At 43.4% G+C, this 19,104-nt stretch carries 17 protein-coding genes and 1 riboswitch; of the genes, 14 read left to right on the top strand and 3 right to left on the bottom strand.

Going from position 1 to position 19,104, the window contains the following annotated elements; translation table 11 throughout:
* The first annotated feature begins 17 nt into the window (after positions 1-17).
* Entirely contained in the window at positions 18-749 is a 732-nt protein-coding gene (locus tag IM792_RS19830; RefSeq protein ID WP_194103655.1) for an RDD family protein, read from the top strand.
* Here the strand turns inward: IM792_RS19830 and IM792_RS19835 are convergent.
* The gene (locus tag IM792_RS19835) at positions 724-1,089 is read right to left on the bottom strand and encodes a DUF2752 domain-containing protein (RefSeq protein WP_194103656.1); all 366 of its coding nucleotides are present in this window, start codon (positions 1,087-1,089) and stop codon (positions 724-726) included. The two genes, IM792_RS19830 and IM792_RS19835, sit on opposite strands and share 26 nt — an antisense overlap.
* Before the next feature lie 60 nt (positions 1,090-1,149).
* Positions 1,150-1,443: a CD225/dispanin family protein gene (locus IM792_RS19840; protein WP_194103657.1), complete on the bottom strand. Its 294-nt coding sequence runs from the start codon at positions 1,441-1,443 to the stop codon at positions 1,150-1,152.
* A gap of 160 nt (positions 1,444-1,603) precedes the next feature.
* On the opposite strand from IM792_RS19840, the gene IM792_RS19845 reads away from it, so the two are divergent.
* From IM792_RS19845 to fabG, 12 genes are all read left to right on the top strand, one after another.
* Complete coding sequence (locus IM792_RS19845) at positions 1,604-3,541, top strand: DUF3857 domain-containing protein (protein WP_194103658.1); 1,938 nt, start codon at positions 1,604-1,606, stop codon at positions 3,539-3,541.
* A gap of 54 nt (positions 3,542-3,595) precedes the next feature.
* On the top strand, positions 3,596-5,581 hold the full coding sequence (locus IM792_RS19850; RefSeq protein WP_194103659.1) for a DUF3857 domain-containing protein: 1,986 nt from the start codon (positions 3,596-3,598) through the stop codon (positions 5,579-5,581).
* Positions 5,582-5,597: 16 nt separating this feature from the next.
* Positions 5,598-7,514, top strand: coding sequence for a DUF3857 domain-containing transglutaminase family protein (locus IM792_RS19855; protein ID WP_194103660.1), 1,917 nt, complete (start codon positions 5,598-5,600; stop codon positions 7,512-7,514).
* 10 nt (positions 7,515-7,524) lie between these two features.
* Positions 7,525-8,154 carry a leucyl/phenylalanyl-tRNA--protein transferase gene (gene aat / locus IM792_RS19860; protein WP_194103661.1) on the top strand — a complete coding sequence of 210 codons (630 nt, stop codon included), beginning with the start codon at positions 7,525-7,527 and terminating at the stop codon, positions 8,152-8,154.
* A gap of 22 nt (positions 8,155-8,176) precedes the next feature.
* Positions 8,177-8,776, top strand: coding sequence for a crossover junction endodeoxyribonuclease RuvC (gene ruvC / locus IM792_RS19865; protein WP_194103662.1), 600 nt, complete (start codon positions 8,177-8,179; stop codon positions 8,774-8,776).
* An 89-nt stretch (positions 8,777-8,865) separates the two neighbouring features.
* Positions 8,866-9,077, top strand: a riboswitch (cobalamin riboswitch).
* A gap of 132 nt (positions 9,078-9,209) precedes the next feature.
* Positions 9,210-10,187 carry a ribonucleoside-diphosphate reductase small subunit gene (locus IM792_RS19870; RefSeq protein WP_194103663.1) on the top strand — a complete coding sequence of 326 codons (978 nt, stop codon included), beginning with the start codon at positions 9,210-9,212 and terminating at the stop codon, positions 10,185-10,187.
* Between the two features lie 109 nt (positions 10,188-10,296).
* Positions 10,297-12,669 carry a ribonucleoside-diphosphate reductase subunit alpha gene (locus tag IM792_RS19875; RefSeq protein WP_194103664.1) on the top strand — a complete coding sequence of 791 codons (2,373 nt, stop codon included), beginning with the start codon at positions 10,297-10,299 and terminating at the stop codon, positions 12,667-12,669.
* A gap of 196 nt (positions 12,670-12,865) precedes the next feature.
* Positions 12,866-13,555 carry an OmpW family outer membrane protein gene (locus IM792_RS19880; RefSeq protein ID WP_194103665.1) on the top strand — a complete coding sequence of 230 codons (690 nt, stop codon included), beginning with the start codon at positions 12,866-12,868 and terminating at the stop codon, positions 13,553-13,555.
* A gap of 107 nt (positions 13,556-13,662) precedes the next feature.
* Positions 13,663-14,316: a hypothetical protein gene (locus IM792_RS19885; RefSeq protein WP_194103666.1), complete on the top strand. Its 654-nt coding sequence runs from the start codon at positions 13,663-13,665 to the stop codon at positions 14,314-14,316.
* 139 nt (positions 14,317-14,455) lie between these two features.
* The gene (locus IM792_RS19890) at positions 14,456-15,187 is read left to right on the top strand and encodes a hypothetical protein (protein ID WP_194103667.1); all 732 of its coding nucleotides are present in this window, start codon (positions 14,456-14,458) and stop codon (positions 15,185-15,187) included.
* Positions 15,188-15,212: 25 nt separating this feature from the next.
* Positions 15,213-15,428 (top strand): cysteine-rich CWC family protein, encoded by a 216-nt coding sequence (locus IM792_RS19895; protein ID WP_194103668.1) that lies wholly within the window; start codon positions 15,213-15,215, stop codon positions 15,426-15,428.
* Positions 15,429-15,594: 166 nt separating this feature from the next.
* Positions 15,595-16,338, top strand: coding sequence for a 3-oxoacyl-[acyl-carrier-protein] reductase (gene fabG, locus IM792_RS19900; protein ID WP_194103669.1), 744 nt, complete (start codon positions 15,595-15,597; stop codon positions 16,336-16,338).
* Between the two features lie 65 nt (positions 16,339-16,403).
* Here fabG and IM792_RS19905 read toward each other — a convergent pair whose 3' ends face one another.
* A complete protein-coding gene (locus IM792_RS19905; RefSeq protein ID WP_194103670.1) occupies positions 16,404-16,892 on the bottom strand; it encodes a hypothetical protein in 489 nt (162 codons plus the stop codon).
* 140 nt (positions 16,893-17,032) lie between these two features.
* Between IM792_RS19905 and IM792_RS19910 the strand changes: the two genes are divergently transcribed.
* Positions 17,033-19,102 carry a hypothetical protein gene (locus IM792_RS19910; protein WP_194103671.1) on the top strand — a complete coding sequence of 690 codons (2,070 nt, stop codon included), beginning with the start codon at positions 17,033-17,035 and terminating at the stop codon, positions 19,100-19,102.
* Positions 19,103-19,104: the final 2 nt, after the last annotated feature.

Below are 19,104 nucleotides of genomic sequence, written 5' to 3' on the forward strand. Positions count from 1 at the left end.
TCTATTATTTTTAGGGCATGCAAACCGTTACCATTCACACCACGCAAAATGTAGGGATAGATTATGAGATAGCCGGAGTAGGCGATCGTGTGCTGGCCCGTATGATTGATTATGGGATTTTTATAGCGCTTGGCGTTGCCGGATTAATTGCAACCGGCGCTACGCAAAGCGACCTGATGATGTACTATTTTATTGGCCTGTACGTCATATTCGTTTTTTACGATTTGATATGCGAAGTTTTTTTTAATGGCCAAAGCCTGGGCAAACGCATCATGAAAATCAGGGTGATCAGCCTTGATGGCAAACGCCCCAGCTTTGGGCAATACCTGTTGCGCTGGTTGTTTCGTATTGTTGATTTTATGATAACCGGTATAATCGGTTTAATAGCCGCCGCAGTTACCAAAAATGTACAGCGTGTAGGCGATATGGTTGCGGGTACTACACTGATACGTACCAAGCCGCGCACCACCATTGAGCAGTTGGTTTTTACACCTACGGTTGATACCTACGAGCCTGTTTTTAAAGAAGCCACCCAACTAACCGACCGCGATGTTGCCTTGGTGAACGAGGTGATACAGGCCTACTTTAAAACCGGCAATACCACACTGGTATATAATATGGCCGAAAAAATGAAGGGATATTTAGGTATCACACCACCCGAAACAATGAATGACTTGCTGTTTTTACAAACCATTGTTAAGGATTACACGCACATAGTTACCGTTAATGCGCAGCTGACAAATAGCTAAAAGGCACTGCATCTATATTGCGCAAAATCCAAAATAATGCAGTTAGGGCAAATATTACTACCGGCGTTTTAGGGTAATACAGTAATTGCCATTGTTTAGGCTTGCCGGTTAACAGTGAGTTAGCTTTGTACAAAAGATGAACAAAAAGTAGCGGCAAGCTTAAAACCAGTAACAGATTATAATTGCAAGCCTGCAATAAATCACCATGCAGCAAAGCATGTAAAGCCCGCTGCGAGCCGCAACCCGGGCAATCAAAACCCGTTAGCATGTAAAACGGGCATTTAGGAAATATATTGAACCTTAGCGGATCAAAAAAATAGTATATAAAAGCTACAGCCATAACAAGTGTAATTGTTATGGCTGTAATTATTTTATTTGATGTTGTTACTTGAGCCACAAATTATGGTCTGCTTAGCAAGGCTCCACCAATACCTAATGCAAAAAGGATAAAATATATTACCCAAAAGCCTATTCCAATCCAAAACGTAATCTTAGTCCATTTACCAGCTTGTTTTGAGGCATTTTCAGCTCCAACATAATCACCTACATCAAAACGGTTGTTTACAGAAGCTGCATTTACAATGGCAACAATTCCAAAAGGAATACAGCAAAAGATAGTTACTAAAATTGATTCGACCAGCCAGTTTTTTGGTCTGATACCCGGCGTTTGGCCGAATGGTGACGTTGGTTCCATTTGGTGTAAGTTATAAGATTTAAATTTGAGTTATTTACCGCAAGTTAAATGTTTGGCTTTCAGAATAAAAATTTTTTGTACAAATATTTCTTAATCATAAATTATTCGTAATTTTCCGCCTTAAACTATTTGATAGCAATAAAGCCCGAAACCTTAGCACATGAAAAAACTTTACGCAAGTTTGTTTTTTGTGGCGTTATGCCTGCTTGCCGTAGCGCAAAATAAGGCCCCCTTACCCGAAAATTACATTAAACCTTACGGAAAAATTGATGCTGCCGACCTGGAGCTGAAAAGCTGTGACTTTGAGCCGGATGCCAATGCCGAGGTGCTTTTTGATGTAGCCAATATTTATTTTGGTAATTACTACGATATTATAAACGAGCGGCATAAGCGCGTTAAAATATTTAACACCAACGGTAAAAAACATGCCGATATACGCATTGAATATTACAGCGCTAACCAGTTAGAAATTATTGATCATATACAAGCGCAAACCATTAACCTGGTTAACGGTAAACCCGAAATTACCGTGCTTGATAAAAAGCAGATATTTACCCAAAGTATTGATAAAATGCGCTCGGCAATTGTATTCAGTTTGCCCAATGTTAGGGAAGGATCAGTAATTGAATTTAAATACCGTTGGACAACCTGGTCTATCCGCAACTTTCCTGATTGGATAATTCAGAGCAAAATACCTGTACGGTACACCCAGTTAACCACTACAATTCCCGACAGGTACATTTACAGGCCCAACATTCAGCTTTCAAAACCTTATGATATAGAGAAAAAGAAAGATGAAACCGAGTTACGCGGCATGATCAATGTTCACTCGTTGTCTGACGAGCCTTTTATGCGCTCCGAAGCAGATAATTTGCAACGCATAGAATTTACCCTGCAAACCATTCGCAAGACAAGTGGATTGATAACATCATCGGCAGATTCGTGGCCAAAAATATGCGATTATTTAGTTGAAGAAGAAGATTTTGGTAAACAGTTTAAGAGGAAGATACCCGGTGAGGAGGATATTATTGCCAAAGTAAAAGTGTATAAAACAGATGAGCAAAAAATAGCTTTCCTGTTCAACTCGGTTAAAAATGCCATTAAATGGAACGAGGTTGACCGTTGGTATACCAGCGAGGGCACTGTAAAAGCGTGGGTTAAAAAATCAGGCAATTCAGCCGAGGTTAACCTTATACTTTTTCACCTGTTAAAACAGGCCGGGGTTAAGGCCTACCCCATGCTGGTCAGTACCCGTTTAAACGGGCGCATTAATCCGTATACGCCAAACTTGCATCAGTTTAACAGGACTGTGGTGTATATACCTATTGATACAGCCAGGTACTACGTGCTTGATGCTACCAATAAGTACAACCTGTATAACGAGGTGCCTGATAACCTGCTTAATTCATCAGGTTTCTATATTGACAGGGATACCAAAGATTATAAGCTGGTTTTTTTGCAACATACCGAACCGGTAAAACAGGCTTATTATCTGAATGCCGAGATAAAGCCCGATGGCAAGCTAACCGGCATAAGCCAGATCAGTAGTTTCGCGTACAATAAAATTGCTTACACAGGTATATATAAAACCGTTGGCGAGGCTAAGTTTATTGAGTTTTTGCGCAATCAAAATAATCATCTCAAAATATCATCTATCAGTTTTGAGAATATGGATGTGGATACACTGCCCTTGGTGCAGAATATTAATTTTGAACTGGAGCCGGACAATGCGGACGATAAGTATATCTATTTTAAACCCAATATTCTCACATCAATACAAAACAACCCTTTTATAAGCGAGAACCGGTTTACCGATATTGAATTTAGCTACCGCGATAATATTTTTTTTGCCGGTGTATTTAAAATTCCGGCTGGGTTCAAGCCCGAAGCTTTACCTAAAAGCCAGAGCATTATAATGCCCGACAAAAGCATAATATTCAGGCGGATGATACACATTGATGGCGAAACCATAGCCGTGCGTTACGCCATTGATTATGCCAAGAACCGGTTTTACAAACAAGAATATCCTGATCTGCGTGAGTTTAACCGGCAGATGTATGAGCTGTTGAATGAGCAAATTGTATTAAAAAAATCATAAATAAAAAAGTAGTAAGTAACCATTTAAATTAATAACAACCCCTAATCCTGACACATGAAAAAGCTTTTCCTAAGTTTAGTTGTGGGCGCGCTAAGCTTGTCAGCAACTGCCCAAAAAGCAATATCTCCTGCGGCCACCTATTTAAAAGCCTTCGGTAAAATTGATATGGCCGACCTCGAACTAAAAAAATGCGAGTTTGAGCCCGATGCCAACGCCGAAGTACTTTTTGACAAGGCCGATGTTTATTTTGATAACGATTTTAACATTGTTAACGAACGCCACAAACGCATCAAGATATTTAATGATAACGGTAAAAAGAATGCCGATATACGTATTGAATATTACAGTGGCGGCCGTTTAGAATATATCACTGATCTGCAAGCGCAAACCATAAACATAGTGAACGGTAAACCCGAAATCACTAAAATTGATAAGAAACAGATATTTACCGAGGCTATCGATAAATCGCGCTCGGCATTGGTGTTTTCATTACCAAATGTAAAGCCTGGTTCAGTTATCGAGTTTAAATATCGTTGGGTATCAAACTCATACCTGTATATGCCACACTGGTATTTTCAGGGTAAAATACCGGTACGTTACAGCCAGATACGTACTGCCATACCTGAGTATTTTTACTTTAAACCATCGGTTAGGGTGCCGCGTATGTTTACGGTTAATACCAATACAACCGAATCGCAAACCATAGGTGGTGGTACCAATGCCTTAGCATTTAATAACAATATTGATGTGCGTGGTATGGAAAATATACACTCGTTGCCCGAGGAGCCTTACATGCGCTCGGATGTGGATAACCTGCAAAGCCTGTCGTTTGTGCTTACCACCATACGCCCTACTGGTGGCTTTGTTAGGTCGGGTGCTGATACCTGGCCAAAGGTAGGTGGATACTTGGCTGAGGATGAGGATTTCGGTAAGCAGTTAAAACGTAAGCTGCAAGGCGAAGAAGTGATCATAGCTAAAGCTAAAGAACTTAAAACCGACGAGCAAAAAATAGCCTACGTATTTAACGAGGTTAAAAAAACCATGAAATGGAACGATGTTGACCAGTGGTATACTAACGAAGGTACCGTAAAGGCCTGGGAAAAGAAAACCGGTAACTCAGCCGAAGTAAACCTGATATTGTATCATTTACTTAAACAAGCAGGTGTTAACGCTTACCCAATGGTGGTTAGCACGCGCGATAATGGGCGTGTAAATCCGTTCAACCCCAATACGCATCAGTTTAACCGTGCCGTAGTTTATATTCCTATTGATACCACCCGACATTACGTGTTGGATGCTACCAATAAATATAACCTTTACAACCACGTGCCTGATAACCTGCTTAACTCGGCCGGTTTGTATATTGATAAAGAGAACAAAAACTACGATGTTATCTTTTTACAAAACACGGAGCCTGTAAGGCAATCATACTACGTAAATGTAGAGATAAAACCTGAAGGCAAAATGATTGGTACTAACCAGGTGAGCAGCTACGGTTACAACAAGATAAGCCGTACCGCCAAATATAAAACCGATGGCGAAACCAAGTTTATCGAGTATCTGAAAAATAAGGATAACAACCTTAAAATATCCTCAGTAAAGTTCGAGAATATGGATGTTGATACCCTGCCATTGATACAAAGCATCAACTTTGATCTGGAGCTTACCGGGTCTGACGGTAACTTCATCTATTTTAACCCTAACGTGTTAACCATGATGAATACCAACCCGTTCATCAGCGAAAACCGTTATACCGATATTGATTACGGCTACCGCGATAATGTAAGCTTTACCGGTATGTATAAAATTCCGGCTGGCTTTAAGACCGAAACGTTGCCAAAAAGCGTAAGTCTTACCTTGCCTGATAATGGTGTTAATTTTAAACGTATTGTTAATGCAAGCAACGATGTTATATCAGTACGTTACGTTATCGACAGGCAAAAAACCACCTATTTTAAAGAGGATTATGCCGATTTCAGGGAGTTTAGCCGCCAGATGTACGAGATGATGAACGAGCAGATCGTTCTAAAAAAATCATAATCTTCTTTTAGTACCCATGTTCAAGAAATTGTTTTTATCAGGTATGCTGCTTGCAAGCGGCATACCTGTTTTTGCGCAAAAATTAGCCCCCGAATTATATAAGGCTTCAACTATACCTGATTCACTTAAAACTGATGCTAATGCCGTAGTTCGTTATTCAGTTACAGAAATGTATGTAAAGGCCAGGGGGAGTATGGTAAACAGGATACATAAAATTACTACCATATTGAATGAAAAGGGCGATGATGAGTCGTTATTGGTATTATACTATGATAAAAAATTCAGAAGCGTTAACAGCGCGTCAATGATCGTGTATGATGCTGACGGCAAGGTGATCAAAAAATATCGTAAAAGTGACATGTATGACCGCGCGGCAGTTGACGGTATGTCTATCATAACCGATCATCGCATACTTGCATTAAAGCACGACATTATAAATTATCCTGTAACTGTAGAGATCAGTCATGAAACAAATGCCAATAGTTATCTTGATCTGGGGGATTGGTATATACAACATCCAGAAGTGGCTGTGCAGCATGCTGAATTCAGGGCTTACGTAAATCCGGTTGTTGGTTTTAGGTACAAAAACAAACATATCAATATTAAGCCTGTAAAAACCACCGAAAACGGAATAGACAAGTACACCTGGGTGGTTAATAGCTTGAAAGCAACAAAGCCGGAGGATGATGCCCCATCATGGTTAGTAACCCCTAAGGTGTTGATGGCTGCAAACCAGTTTTCGTACGATGATATTGACGGCGAGATCGATACATGGCAAAATTATGGTAAGTGGCAGCTAAAGGTAAATACTGATGTTTGTACTCTGCCACCTGCACGTGCCGAAGAAATAAGGAAAATGACGGCCAATATTAAAACGGATAAAGAGAAGGCTAAGTTTTTATACGAATACATGCAGCAAAATATGCGATATGTAAGCATCGCATTAGGTATAGGCGGGTTAAAGCCCTTCCCTGCAACATTTGTTGATCAAAAAAAGTACGGTGATTGCAAGGCTTTATCAAACTATATGTATGCTATGCTTAAGGCCGTAAATATTTCATCGTACTATACAATGGTTTATGGCGGCGAAAATGGCGAGCCTGCTGATGTGGATTTTCCTACAGATCCATTTAATCATGTTATACTGTGCATCCCTTTTAAAAATGATACAACCTGGCTGGAGTGTACAAGTAATACTAATCCGTTCGGTTCTTTGGGTACTTTTACTGAAAACAGGAATGCATTATTAATAACCGAAATCGGAGGGAAATTGGTTAATACGCCCAAAAGCAAAGCCGATGTTAACGTATTTAATAGTAGTGTAAATATTCAGCTTAAGGCTGATGGTAGCGCTGTATCAACTGTTAAGCTGCAAAATACCGGTGAATACCGCGATATGCTGATAGGCCTGGCACGTATGTCATTTGATGATCAGAAGGAGGCATTAGTACGTTCCATGAAAATGAAACAGCCGGCAGTATTCAATATTAAAAACGGTGATGACAAGGCCGGTATAAAAAGTCTGGAACTTGAGATGGAGTACGATAAGTTTAGCGATGTAATAGCTGGTTCAAGGCAGTTTTATAAACCCGCGGCTTTTGATCTGTGGACTTACACTTGTCCGGTCACAGAAAAGCGTAAAACCGATTTTTACTTTGATCATCCGCTGCAAAAAAACTGTGTTACCACCATTACCCTGCCTGATGGTTTTGAGGTAGAGAATATGCCCGCCAACCAAACCCTTAAGTTTACTTATGGCGATTATACGCTGAATTACGTGTATGATGCCGCCAAGAACCAGGTAGTAAGTACGGCTAAGTTTAATTTGAATAACCATATTATCCCTGCTGCAAAATATACCGAAATGCAGAAGTACATGGATGATGTGGCTAAAGCGCAAAACAAAAAGCTGGTTATAAAGCGCAAGGCTTAACTTTGCGCCAATGATATTCAGGCTTGATGAACGTTTGCTGTTTCCGGACCCGGCACTTGCCGAGGAGGATGGTCTGTTGGCCGTTGGCGGCGATCTGTCGCCCGAACGGTTGATGCTGGCCTACAGCAGCGGCATATTCCCCTGGTATAGCGATGATACACCCATATTGTGGTACTCGCCACATGAGCGTTTTGTGTTGAACCCGGCAACGGTTATCATATCAAAAAGCATGCGGCAGGTACTACGTTCGGGTAAGTTTAGGGTGACATTTAACACCGCCTTTGCTGATGTTATACAAGCCTGCTCGCTCATTAAGCGTGAAGGGCAGGATGGCACCTGGATAACCGACGATATGATAGTGGCCTACATCAATCTTAATCAACTTGGCAAAGCCCATTCGGTTGAAGTTTGGCAGGATGATGTGTTGGTTGGCGGCCTGTATGGTGTGGAGGTTGGCAAAGTATTTTGCGGTGAAAGCATGTTCAGCAAAGTAAGTAACGCCTCCAAAACAGCGCTCATTACCCTCTGCCAAACAGGTAAATACAGCTTAATAGACTGCCAGGTTTATACCGAACATTTGGAAAGTATGGGCGCGGGCATGATATCTCGTGATGATTATATGGCGGCACTGCGGCAATAATCTGTTACCTTCGCATTTATACATGCAGAGCATCAACACACAGGAGCGTATAATTTTAGGTATTGACCCGGGTACCGCCGTAATGGGTTACGGGCTGGTAAAACAAACCGGCTCAAAGCTCGAGCTGATCAGCCTGGGCGTGGTAAAAATGGGTAACCTTGATGATCACATGCTCAAGCTGCAACGCATTTTTGAAAAAACCGTAGCCCTTATTGATAATTATCACCCCGATTGCCTGGCTATTGAGGCGCCTTTTTATGGTAAAAACATACAGGTAATGCTTAAACTGGGCAGGGCACAAGGCATGGCTATGGCCGCCGCCTTATCACGCAATGTTGATATTACCGAGTATGCTCCCCGTAAAATAAAACAATCCATAACCGGCAATGGCAACGCCACCAAAGAGCAGGTTGCCGGTATGATACAGCGCCTGCTGAACTTTACCGAAACGCCCGATTTTTTGGATGCTACCGACGGACTGGCCGTAGCCGTTTGTCATGCTTTTCAGCGTAATGTTGGCGGCGGTTCGTCGTCATCAGGCTCAAAAAAATCGTACTCCGGCTGGGGTACTTTTGTTAAGGATAATGCCACCCGTGTATCAGGCGTTGGTAAAAAAAAGTAGGTTGTTGTTTATAACTTACCCCCGATGTTAAAAACTATCATTACCTCCGTAAATCCCTCGTCGCCTATCTTTGAAAGCACCAAATAGTTCTTTGTAAACACTGTAAAGGTTGCCGGTTTTAAAGCCGGTATTAAAAGGGAACCATGTTAAATTCATGGGCTGACGCTGCAACTGTAAAGTTTTGGTGGTCAGATGGTTGACTTGATTTGTTGTTGAGGACAGTAATCTCACCAATGACTGCTGACCAATGACCAACAAACCAGAACGAAGCCAGACACCTGCCTTACGGTATTGACAAAACTTTCACGCATAGGGTTTTGCCAAAAGAAGTAGCCTGCCTGCCGGCGCCATAGCGCGCTTGCCTGTTGCGCCCTCGTCTTTTGTCAGCTCCCGCTGCAACAACATAAAAACTAATTTAACTGACGAGGCGCTTATGAAACAGGAAAATGATGAAGTATTGCTGAGAGAGAACAAAGACCGCTTTGTGATCCTCCCCATTAACTACCCCAAGATCTGGGAAATGTACAAAAAGCACGAAGCCAGCTTTTGGACGGCTGAGGAAATTGACCTTAGCGACGACCTGAAGCACTGGGAAACGTTGAACGCCGGCGAGAAGCATTTTATATCGCACATACTGGCGTTTTTTGCTGCCAGCGATGGTATTGTGAACGAGAACCTGGCCGTAAACTTTATGAGCGAAGTACAGGTACCCGAGGCACGTTGCTTTTATGGTTTCCAGATAATGATGGAGAACATACACTCCGAAACGTATGCCCTGCTGATTGATACTTACGTTAAAGATCCGGTTGAAAAAGATCGCCTTTTCCACGCCATTGATACCGTACCATGTGTTGGCAAAAAAGCTGAATGGGCACTTAAATGGATAGAGAACGGCACCTTCGCGCAGCGCCTTGTCGCTTTCGCCGCGGTTGAGGGTATCTTCTTTTCTGGTAGCTTTTGTTCACTGTTCTGGCTTAAAAAACGTGGCCTGATGCCGGGTTTGACATTCAGCAACGAGTTGATATCACGCGACGAAGGTATGCATTGTGAGTTTGCCTGCTTGCTTTACAGCATGTTAAATAACAAACTAAGCAAAGAAGAAGCTACCAGCATTATTACCGATGCTGTTGAAATAGAAAAGGAATTTGTAAGCGATGCCTTACCGGTTAACCTGATAGGTATGAACGCTAAACTGATGAGCCAGTACATTGAGTTTGTGGCCGACAGATGGTTGCAGGAGCTGGGTTACGATAAGCATTACAATGCTACCAATCCGTTTGATTTTATGGAGATGATAAGCTTGCAGGGTAAAACCAACTTTTTTGAAAAGCGCGTAGGCGACTACCAAAAAAGCGGCGTACTAAACAACGTACCCGATAGCAAATCGTTCTCGCTGGATGAGGACTTTTAACAGCCCCACCCGGCCTCCCCTGAAGGGGAGGAGCAAAAAAGATAATTAATTCATAAAGTAATACACTCACTTAAAAATTCCCCCTTTAGGGGGTTAGGGGGCACGCAGTATGTTTGTAATAAAAAGAGATGGCCGCAGAGAGTCGGTAAAATTTGATAAGATAACAGCACGTATCGAAAAACTGTGCTACGGGTTTCAACTGGTTGACCCGATTGATGTTGCTAAAAAGGTAATTGAGGGTTTGTATGATGGCGTTACCACGTCGGAGTTGGATAACCTGGCTGCCGAAACCGCTGCGTCATTAACCACCAAGCACCCTGATTATGCTTTGCTGGCATCGCGTATAGCGGTATCAAACCTGCATAAAAACACGGTAAAATCATTCAGCGAAACTATGCGCATGCTGCATGAGTATGTAGATAGCAAGAATGGTAAAAACGCTTCACTTATTGCTGATGATGTTTGGGAAGTGATCAAAGAAAATGCCGAAGTACTTGACAGTACCATCATTTACGATCGCGACTTTGGTTTTGATTACTTCGGTTTTAAAACCTTAGAAAAATCGTACCTGTTAAAAATAGATGGTAAGATAGTTGAGCGCCCGCAACACCTGTTTATGCGTGTATCGGTAGGTATCCACAAAAACGATATCGACAGCGTTATAAAAACTTATAACCTGATGAGCGAGCGTTGGTTCACCCACGCTACACCTACATTGTTCAACGCAGGTACACCAAAACCACAAATGTCATCGTGCTTTTTGCTGACCATGAAAGATGACAGCATCGATGGTATTTACGATACGCTGAAACAAACCGCCAAAATTTCGCAAAGCGCGGGTGGTATAGGTTTGAGCATACATAACGTACGTGCAACAGGTTCATACATCAGCGGTACTAACGGTACCAGCAACGGTATCATCCCGATGCTGAGGGTGTTTAATGATACTGCCCGTTACGTTGATCAGGGTGGAGGCAAGCGTAAAGGCGCTTTCGCTATTTACCTGGAGCCTTGGCATGCGGATGTATTTGAATTTCTTGATCTGCGTAAAAATCACGGTAAGGAAGAAATGCGCGCCCGCGATCTGTTCTATGCCCTTTGGATATCAGACCTGTTCATGAAACGCGTTGAGGCTAATGAGGACTGGAGCCTGTTCTGTCCGCACGAAGCACCGGGCCTGGCCGATTGCTTTGGCGAGGAGTTTGAAGCCTTATATACTAAATACGAAAAAGAAGGTCGTGCCCGTAAAACCATTAAAGCGCAAGAGCTTTGGTTCGCGGTGTTAGATTCTCAGGTTGAAACCGGTACACCATACCTGTTGTACAAGGATGCCGCCAATGCAAAATCAAACCAGCAAAACCTGGGTACTATAAAAAGCTCGAACCTGTGTACCGAGATCATGGAGTACACCTCGGCTGATGAGGTAGCGGTTTGTAACCTGGCATCGCTGGCGTTACCACGTTACATCAATAACGGCGTGTTCGATCACGAGAAATTATACGAAGTTACTTACCAGGTTACCTTGAACCTGAACCGCATTATCGACCATAACTATTACCCGGTTGATGAGGCCCGTAACTCAAACCTGCGTCACCGCCCTATTGGTTTAGGTGTACAAGGTTTGGCCGATACATTTATACAACTGCGCATGCCGTTTGAAAGTGAAGCTGCCAAGCAACTGAACAAAGAGATATTTGAAACCATCTACTTTGCCTCAATGACGGCTTCAAAAGATCTGGCTATACAGGAAGGCGCTTACGAAACCTTTAAAGGTTCACCACTATCGCAAGGTAAATTTCAGTTCGATCTGTGGGGTGTAACTCCGGAGAGCGGCCGTTGGGATTGGGAAAACCTGCGCCTTGATGTAATGAACCACGGTGTGCGTAACTCGCTGCTGGTAGCGCCAATGCCTACCGCGTCAACCTCGCAAATATTGGGTAATAACGAGTGCTTTGAGCCATATACCTCAAACATCTACACCCGTCGTGTATTAAGCGGTGAGTTTATTGTAGTGAACAAACACTTACTGCGTGACCTGGTTGAGCTTGGCCTGTGGAACACCGGCATGAAGGATAAGATCATCAGCGCTAACGGCTCAATTCAGGATATACCTGAAATACCTGCCGATGTTAAGGAACTGTACAAAACCGTATGGGAAATTAAAATGCGTAATATTATTGATATGGCTGCCGACAGGGGCGCCTACGTATGCCAGTCGCAATCGCTTAACCTGTTCATTAACTCGCCAAATGCCTCAAAACTTACTTCAATGCACTTTTACGCATGGAAGAAAGGCCTTAAAACAGGTATGTACTACCTGCGTACACAGGCGGCATCGCAAGCGGTTAAGTTTACGGTTGAAAACCAGGGCGGTAAAAACATGGAGCCGGTTATTCCGGATCACGTTGCCCAGGTAGCAGATGAGATACCGGCAGGCCCAAGCTGCTCAATGGAGGAGGGCTGCGTAACCTGCTCGGCATAATCATGATCCTGTAGCTATTAAAGTGTCAGTTTAATAGTTTTACTAAAAAGCGTGGGGCGTTTTGGAATGCGTCCCCGCTTTTTTTGTTTAAGGGCATTTTTTAGCATGATGAGTATCACCTCCGGCCGTGCCCGCCATCATGCCCCGCCCCGGCGGCAGCCGATACATTTGAGGCAACAATCAACTTAAATGTATTATGAAAAATTTACGATTACTATTTGCCGCAATTTTACTCATCACCTCATTCAATAGCTTTGCCCAGCAAAAAGGGGAGTGGAATATTCGCCTGCGCGGAGTAGGCGTTATCCCGCAGGAAAAGGCCACCATTGGCGTAATAGGCGGTGGTGTGGATATCAGCAAAAGCTTTATTCCTGAATTGGACTTTACCTATTACTTCGCCAATAATTTTTCGGCCGAGCTGATATTGGGTACCACCCGGCATAAGGTAAAAACAACTTCATCAGATCTGACTGCCATAGGTGGCCCTGCCAGTGCCGATGTTGATCTGGGCAAGGTATGGCTGTTACCGCCAACACTTACCCTGCAATACCATGTGCCAACGGGCAGCATCATCAGGCCATACGTAGGTGCCGGTGCCAACTATACCATATTTTATGCTGCCGATGAAGGATCGACCGTTAAAGGTATTGACTATAAAAACAGCTTCGCCTTTGTCGGGCAGTTAGGGGTGGATATCGACCTGAATAAAAAATGGTTTTTAAATGTGGATGTTAAAAAAATATTCCTGAATACCGATGTTACCGTTGATGCCTCAAACCTTACACCAGCCAATAACCCGGGCCTTGAGCCAACCTTGCGCAACATACCTGCCGATGTTAAGATAAGGCCGTGGCTGATAGGTATAGGCATTGGTTGCCGCCTGTAAGTTTGGTTTTGACAAATAAAAGCGTTGTGCTGGTTAAACGGTACGGCGCTTTTTGCGTCTGTTTGAGTAATAAACCATATATTCAACTTTTACCCCTTGATGATATAATGAACAACCTTTACCTGCTCAGATCGCTTTTATATTTATTGGCCATATTATTTTGCAGCACCATTGCCAGGGCACAAAATCCGCTTATTGAGTACGTGCCCGATGAAAGCTATGGCGGTTTTAACCAGGGCAAAGGCTGGGCCATAGGCGGGCAGTTTGGGTACGATTTCCCGGCAGGAGCCTTGAGCCAGAATTACAGGGTAACGCCAACCTACGGCATCGGCTTATATAAAAAGATAGACAATTTTACACTGAACTTTAACCTGAACCACCATGCTTACCCCGTAAAAAGCAATGCCAAAGGTATGGTTGATGACAGGTTTGTTGTTTTAGGCTTTTACTTTGGCGGCGCTTACGATAAGCTGATAACCCCTAACTTTAAAGTTTATGGCGGCCTTAACCTGGGTGGCTGGCTAAAACGGTTTGAGGATATTTATAATGTTGACGATTATTGCAACTGCGAGGTTAACAATGCTAACTTTTACTTTGCCCCAAAGGCAGGCTTTACCTACCTCACCAGCAGCCGTATTGGTATAGGCGTTGAGGCCAAGTACAATGTGTACATAACCGGGTACGATTACCTTACCGATACCGCGGGTGGCAAGCTGTTCAACTCGGTAGCTACATCATTAATAGTCACCTATCACTTTTAAGTTAACGTTGCCGGAAATATGGTTTTACCAGGCCGTATATTCATTTAACCCAAGGTTTATTTTTGCGAATTTGTGCATAGTTTTTTAGGTGGTATTTGGTTATGTTATTACATTTAAGCCTGATAACCTTATCACTAAAATGAACACCCGATCTTCTTTTCTTTCTTTAAACATCATTGTTGTTTTAATTCTATCATTCTTTTTTAATACGGCCAATGCGCAAAGGCGCTCAAACCGGGCTTTGAATTACGAGGGCGACGCGGCAGCTTATAGCGGCGGTGGCGGTTTCGGTGGTGAGGATGCGCAATGGGGCGTATCATTACAAGGAGGTTTTGATTCGCCAAAAGGTGATCTGGGTACATTATATAAAGGCGCGCCGCTTGTGGGCATCAGTGTACTCAGGCATTATAAAGGCTTTACTTTCGGTATCACCTTTAGTCGCCACTCGTATAAACCGGCCGCGGATAGCCTATACTCCGAGTACGTAATGGGCGAAGAAAGCATGTATACCCAAAGCATAAAACTGAGCAACAATCGCTTTACCGGTTTGTATGCCAGCGCGGTGTACAACATTGGCCTTAGCGATAACTTTAAATGTTATGGCGGTGTAAATTTAGGTAACATGTCATCAAGCTATAGTATTGAGGTTAAGAGTACAGATGTCAATTACACAGGTACTTATACCGATCAGTTTGCTTATATAGCCCCAAAGCTGGGTTTAGACGTAGGCATAAGCAATGGCTTCAGCATCGGAATTGAAGGAAAATATAATATCTTTACGAAAGGCAGCGTAAATACACGTACCGGTGGCGAGGGCTTTAGCTCGCAAAGATCGGTAGCGGCGGCGGCCACACTTACCTATAGCTTTTAGGGAGTGTTAATATGAGGCTAAGGATATGCATTCAAAACATGAGATAATACGGTGCGAACGCTGCAACGCGGCTTTTGAATGCAAGGCCAACTCATACACCAAATGCCAGTGCAATACCGTACAGCTCACCCTTAACGAAACCCAATACATCAGCGAAAACTACGACGGCTGCCTATGCGCCAAATGCCTGTTGGAAATACAGCAGGAGTACAGGGAGATGGTGAAGTCCGAAAGTTTTTAGGAGTAGGAGAAGCCCGTAAGTCGGAAAGTCCGCAAGTCCGAAAGTACAATAAGCTTCTTCCGGACTTTACGAGCAAAATTCTACTTCCCGTCTTTCCGACTTACGGACTTTTCTGACTTTCCGACTATTTTCTTACCTTCACAGCCTCATATTCAACACTGAAATAATGAAACTATTAGAAGGAAAAGTTGCCCTGGTTACAGGCGCTTCAAAAGGTATAGGTCGTAAAATAGCCGAAAAATTTGCCGAGCATGGCGCTAAAGTGGCTTTCACTTATTTATCATCTGTAGAAAAAGGACAGGCACTTGAGCAGGAATTGCAGGCTTTTGGTACCCAGGTTAAAGGTTACCGCAGCGATGCCTCTAAATTTGATGAAGCCGAAAAGCTGATCAATGATATCGTTACCGATTTTGGTACTATTGATGTTGTGGTTAACAACGCCGGTATCACCAAAGATGGTTTGCTTATGCGCATGACCGAGGAGCAATGGGACGAGGTGCTTAACGTAAACCTGAAATCAATATTCAACGTAACCAAAGCCGCCTCAAAAATTATGATGAAGAACCGCAAGGGCGCGTTCATCAACATGAGTTCGGTAGTGGGTGTGCAGGGTAATGCCGGTCAGGCCAACTATGCGGCTTCAAAGGCAGGTATTATAGGTTTCTCAAAGTCGGTAGCTAAGGAGCTGGGCTCACGCGGTATACGTACCAACGTGGTAGCGCCGGGCTTTATCCGTACCGAAATGACCGACGTGCTCGACCCGAAAGTAGTTGAAGGCTGGACAGCGGGTATCCCCCTTAAACGTGCCGGCGAAACTGAAGACGTGGCCAATACCTGTGTATTCCTGGCTTCAGAAATGGCAGCCTACATCACCGGCCAGGTTATAGCGGTTGATGGTGGTATGCTCTAAACAGCATTTTTTATTCCGATTAATAAATGAAAGCCCTGGAACATTAATTTGATCCAGGTTTTTTTTTAATCTATTTCCTTCGGATAATAGCCTTGGGACCTTATTTCAGGAATAATTACAGCATGGGGGTATTGCTGTTTTATACGATGATAATCAGCCAATACCTTACTTATCGCTTCTTCCGGCAAAATTTTAATATCAGAATCTTTTGGAATGCAAACCTGTGGATTACTTATAGAGTAATAAAACGCAATTTGCTTATTCGAAAATTTATAATTAGTTGGGAAGGTATAATTGTTCAAGAACGAAAACGCTGTCTTCATTTCATTAGGTGCGTTATCATTTACTACACTTGAACTTGTAATTTTCCCCTTCAAATTAGTTTTAACTAAAACTACAGCGTATTGCCAGTTACAATTATTTTTAACACTGTCCGACACCTTGAAATTCCTACCTATCATAGTAAAGAATGGTGTGTAATTAACTTTCTGTGCATTAACTGTTGAGCACATGGAAAGTATAAGTACAACCCCAATAATCCTTGCTATTAACATGATGTGTTTCCTTTCTTTGCGGTATGAAAATACTTTTTTCTAATTAAATTAAAGAGTACGGCATTATCCAAAAAGAAACCTGGATTTGTTTAGATATATAAGCAACAACAATAAAAAAACAGCATATTTGGTTATCAAGTATGCTGTTTTTGTTTTCAATAACCTGGGGTGATGTTTCGGGCTGGTGGCTGCCGGTATGTGTGCTGGCTGGTTTGCTGTACGCCTGGGTATTGTACAGGCAGCCGGTAAATATCCATAAAACTTACCGGTATATATTGTTCACGCTTAGGGCGCTGGCGGTGGCATTTATCGCTTTCTTGTTGCTTTCGCCGTTGGTGCGGTCGGTGAGTTATAAGCCCGAGAGGCCATTGGTGTTGGTAATGCAGGATAATTCAAGCTCGGTAAAGCCGTCGGGTAAAAATATCTCAGCATCATTAGGGCAATTAAAACAGCAACTGGGTGATGATTATGATGTGCAGCAGTTTCACTTCGATAGCCGCTTGCATAATAGCCTGGCATTCAACTTTAACGGGCGACAAACAGATATTGCCTCCGCCCTTAAACAACTGAACGACCGATTTGTGAACCGCAACATAGGCGCGGTGGTACTGGCATCAGATGGTATTTATAACCGTGGTGCCGACCCCCGATACGAAGCCCGTAACATTAAGGCAGGTTTTTATACCATTGCCCAGGGCGATACCACACATCGCCGCGACCTGCTCATCAGCAACATCAATTATAACAAAACCGCCTTTTTAGGGAACGATTTTGAGGTGGAGATACTTGCCACGGCCTACCAAAGTAACGGCGAAACCATGCGCCTCAATATTACTGATGATGGCAAGCAGGTTTACAGTAAGCCCATACCAATAAAGGGCAATACCTTTAGGCAAATGGTGCCGGTTAAGCTCAACGCAGGTAAAAAAGGGCTGCATAAATTTATAGCGACAATTACGCCATTAAGCAACGAAGTAACTACCGTAAACAACAGCGAAACCTTTTACATAGATGTGCTGGATGACCGCCAAAAAATATTGCTGGTGTATCAAAATGTGCACCCGGATATAGCGGTCATTAAAAACGCCATCGAGCTCAACCGTAATTACGAGGTTAAAACGGCCTTGCTTAACGAGCTGGCCAATATAAAACCTGCTGATTATGGTTTGCTGATATTGTTCCAGTTACCGGCATCGGCACCGGGCTTACAGCGTTTTGTTGCCAATGTCAACCTGCCCGTATGGTACACGGTAGGCGCTCAGGCAGATATAGCAGCTTTTAACAATAGCCAGAAAATTGTCACTATATCAGCAGGACGCAGTGAGATGCAGGAGGTGTTCGCTCAACCGGCTGATGGCTTCTCGGCGTTTACATTGAGTGATTCTACAAGGCAAAAGATTGGTAAGATGCCGCCGTTGTTAGCGCCGTTCGGTACGTATAGCACAACATCGGCCGCAGGTATACTATTTAAGCAAAGGATAGGTAATGTAAGCACATCATACCCCTTACTGGCATTTGCCGCGCAGGGGGGCAGGCGCACCGCCGTACTTGCCGGCGAGGGTTTATGGCGATGGAAGCTGGCCGAATACGCCGCATTTGAGAACAACAACGCCATTAACGAGCTGATGAGCCAAAGCGTGCAATACCTCACCGCCAATGCCGACAGGCAGCAGTTCAGGGTATACCCGGCCAAAACAGTTTTTGATGAGGGCGAAGATGCGCTGATCAACGCCGAACTATATAATGATGCCCTGGAACAGGTGAACACCCCCGATGCCCGCATCAGCATAAAGGATGAAAAGGGACGCAATTTTAGCTTTCTGTTCAGCCGGTCGGGGCAGGCCTATACACTTAATGCCGGTACCTTGCCACCTGCGGAGTATAGTTATTCAGCCTCGGTAAAGCTGGGGAGTAAGGCATACAGCGCATCGGGCAAATTCACCATTAAGCCAATAGATGCCGAAGCCCGCCAAACCGTAGCCGACCACCAACTATTGCGTGACATAGCCCAACAAAGCGGCGGCGCTATGCTGATGCCAAATGATATAGCCAAACTGGCCGACCTCATCAAACAAAATGAAAACGTAAAAACGGTAGTTTACGAGGATAAGCGTTACAACGAACTGGTAGATGTAAAGTGGGTATTCGCCATCATACTATTATTAGTATCTGCCGAATGGTTCATCCGCAAACGCGAAGGAGAAATTTAGAT

Source organism: Mucilaginibacter sp. JRF (assembly GCF_015223065.1).
Classification (GTDB): Bacteria; Bacteroidota; Bacteroidia; order Sphingobacteriales; family Sphingobacteriaceae; genus Mucilaginibacter.

Excerpts from the sequence above, each read along its gene's own strand:
- IM792_RS19840 (WP_194103657.1), bottom strand. The coding sequence starts at position 1,443 with ATGGAACCAACGTCACCATTCGGCCAAACGCCGGGTATCAGACCAAAA.
- IM792_RS19910 (WP_194103671.1), top strand. The coding sequence starts at position 17,033 with ATGCTGTTTTTGTTTTCAATAACCTGGGGTGATGTTTCGGGCTGGTGG.
- IM792_RS19830 (WP_194103655.1), top strand. The coding sequence starts at position 18 with ATGCAAACCGTTACCATTCACACCACGCAAAATGTAGGGATAGATTAT.
- IM792_RS19850 (WP_194103659.1), top strand. The coding sequence starts at position 3,596 with ATGAAAAAGCTTTTCCTAAGTTTAGTTGTGGGCGCGCTAAGCTTGTCA.
- aat (WP_194103661.1), top strand. The coding sequence starts at position 7,525 with ATGATATTCAGGCTTGATGAACGTTTGCTGTTTCCGGACCCGGCACTT.
- IM792_RS19845 (WP_194103658.1), top strand. The coding sequence starts at position 1,604 with ATGAAAAAACTTTACGCAAGTTTGTTTTTTGTGGCGTTATGCCTGCTT.
- IM792_RS19875 (WP_194103664.1), top strand. The coding sequence starts at position 10,297 with ATGTTTGTAATAAAAAGAGATGGCCGCAGAGAGTCGGTAAAATTTGAT.
- fabG (WP_194103669.1), top strand. The coding sequence starts at position 15,595 with ATGAAACTATTAGAAGGAAAAGTTGCCCTGGTTACAGGCGCTTCAAAA.
- IM792_RS19880 (WP_194103665.1), top strand. The coding sequence starts at position 12,866 with ATGAAAAATTTACGATTACTATTTGCCGCAATTTTACTCATCACCTCA.
- IM792_RS19885 (WP_194103666.1), top strand. The coding sequence starts at position 13,663 with ATGAACAACCTTTACCTGCTCAGATCGCTTTTATATTTATTGGCCATA.
- IM792_RS19835 (WP_194103656.1), bottom strand. The coding sequence starts at position 1,089 with ATGGCTGTAGCTTTTATATACTATTTTTTTGATCCGCTAAGGTTCAAT.
- ruvC (WP_194103662.1), top strand. The coding sequence starts at position 8,177 with ATGCAGAGCATCAACACACAGGAGCGTATAATTTTAGGTATTGACCCG.
- IM792_RS19890 (WP_194103667.1), top strand. The coding sequence starts at position 14,456 with ATGAACACCCGATCTTCTTTTCTTTCTTTAAACATCATTGTTGTTTTA.
- IM792_RS19905 (WP_194103670.1), bottom strand. The coding sequence starts at position 16,892 with ATGTTAATAGCAAGGATTATTGGGGTTGTACTTATACTTTCCATGTGC.
- IM792_RS19895 (WP_194103668.1), top strand. The coding sequence starts at position 15,213 with ATGCATTCAAAACATGAGATAATACGGTGCGAACGCTGCAACGCGGCT.
- IM792_RS19855 (WP_194103660.1), top strand. The coding sequence starts at position 5,598 with ATGTTCAAGAAATTGTTTTTATCAGGTATGCTGCTTGCAAGCGGCATA.
- IM792_RS19870 (WP_194103663.1), top strand. The coding sequence starts at position 9,210 with ATGAAACAGGAAAATGATGAAGTATTGCTGAGAGAGAACAAAGACCGC.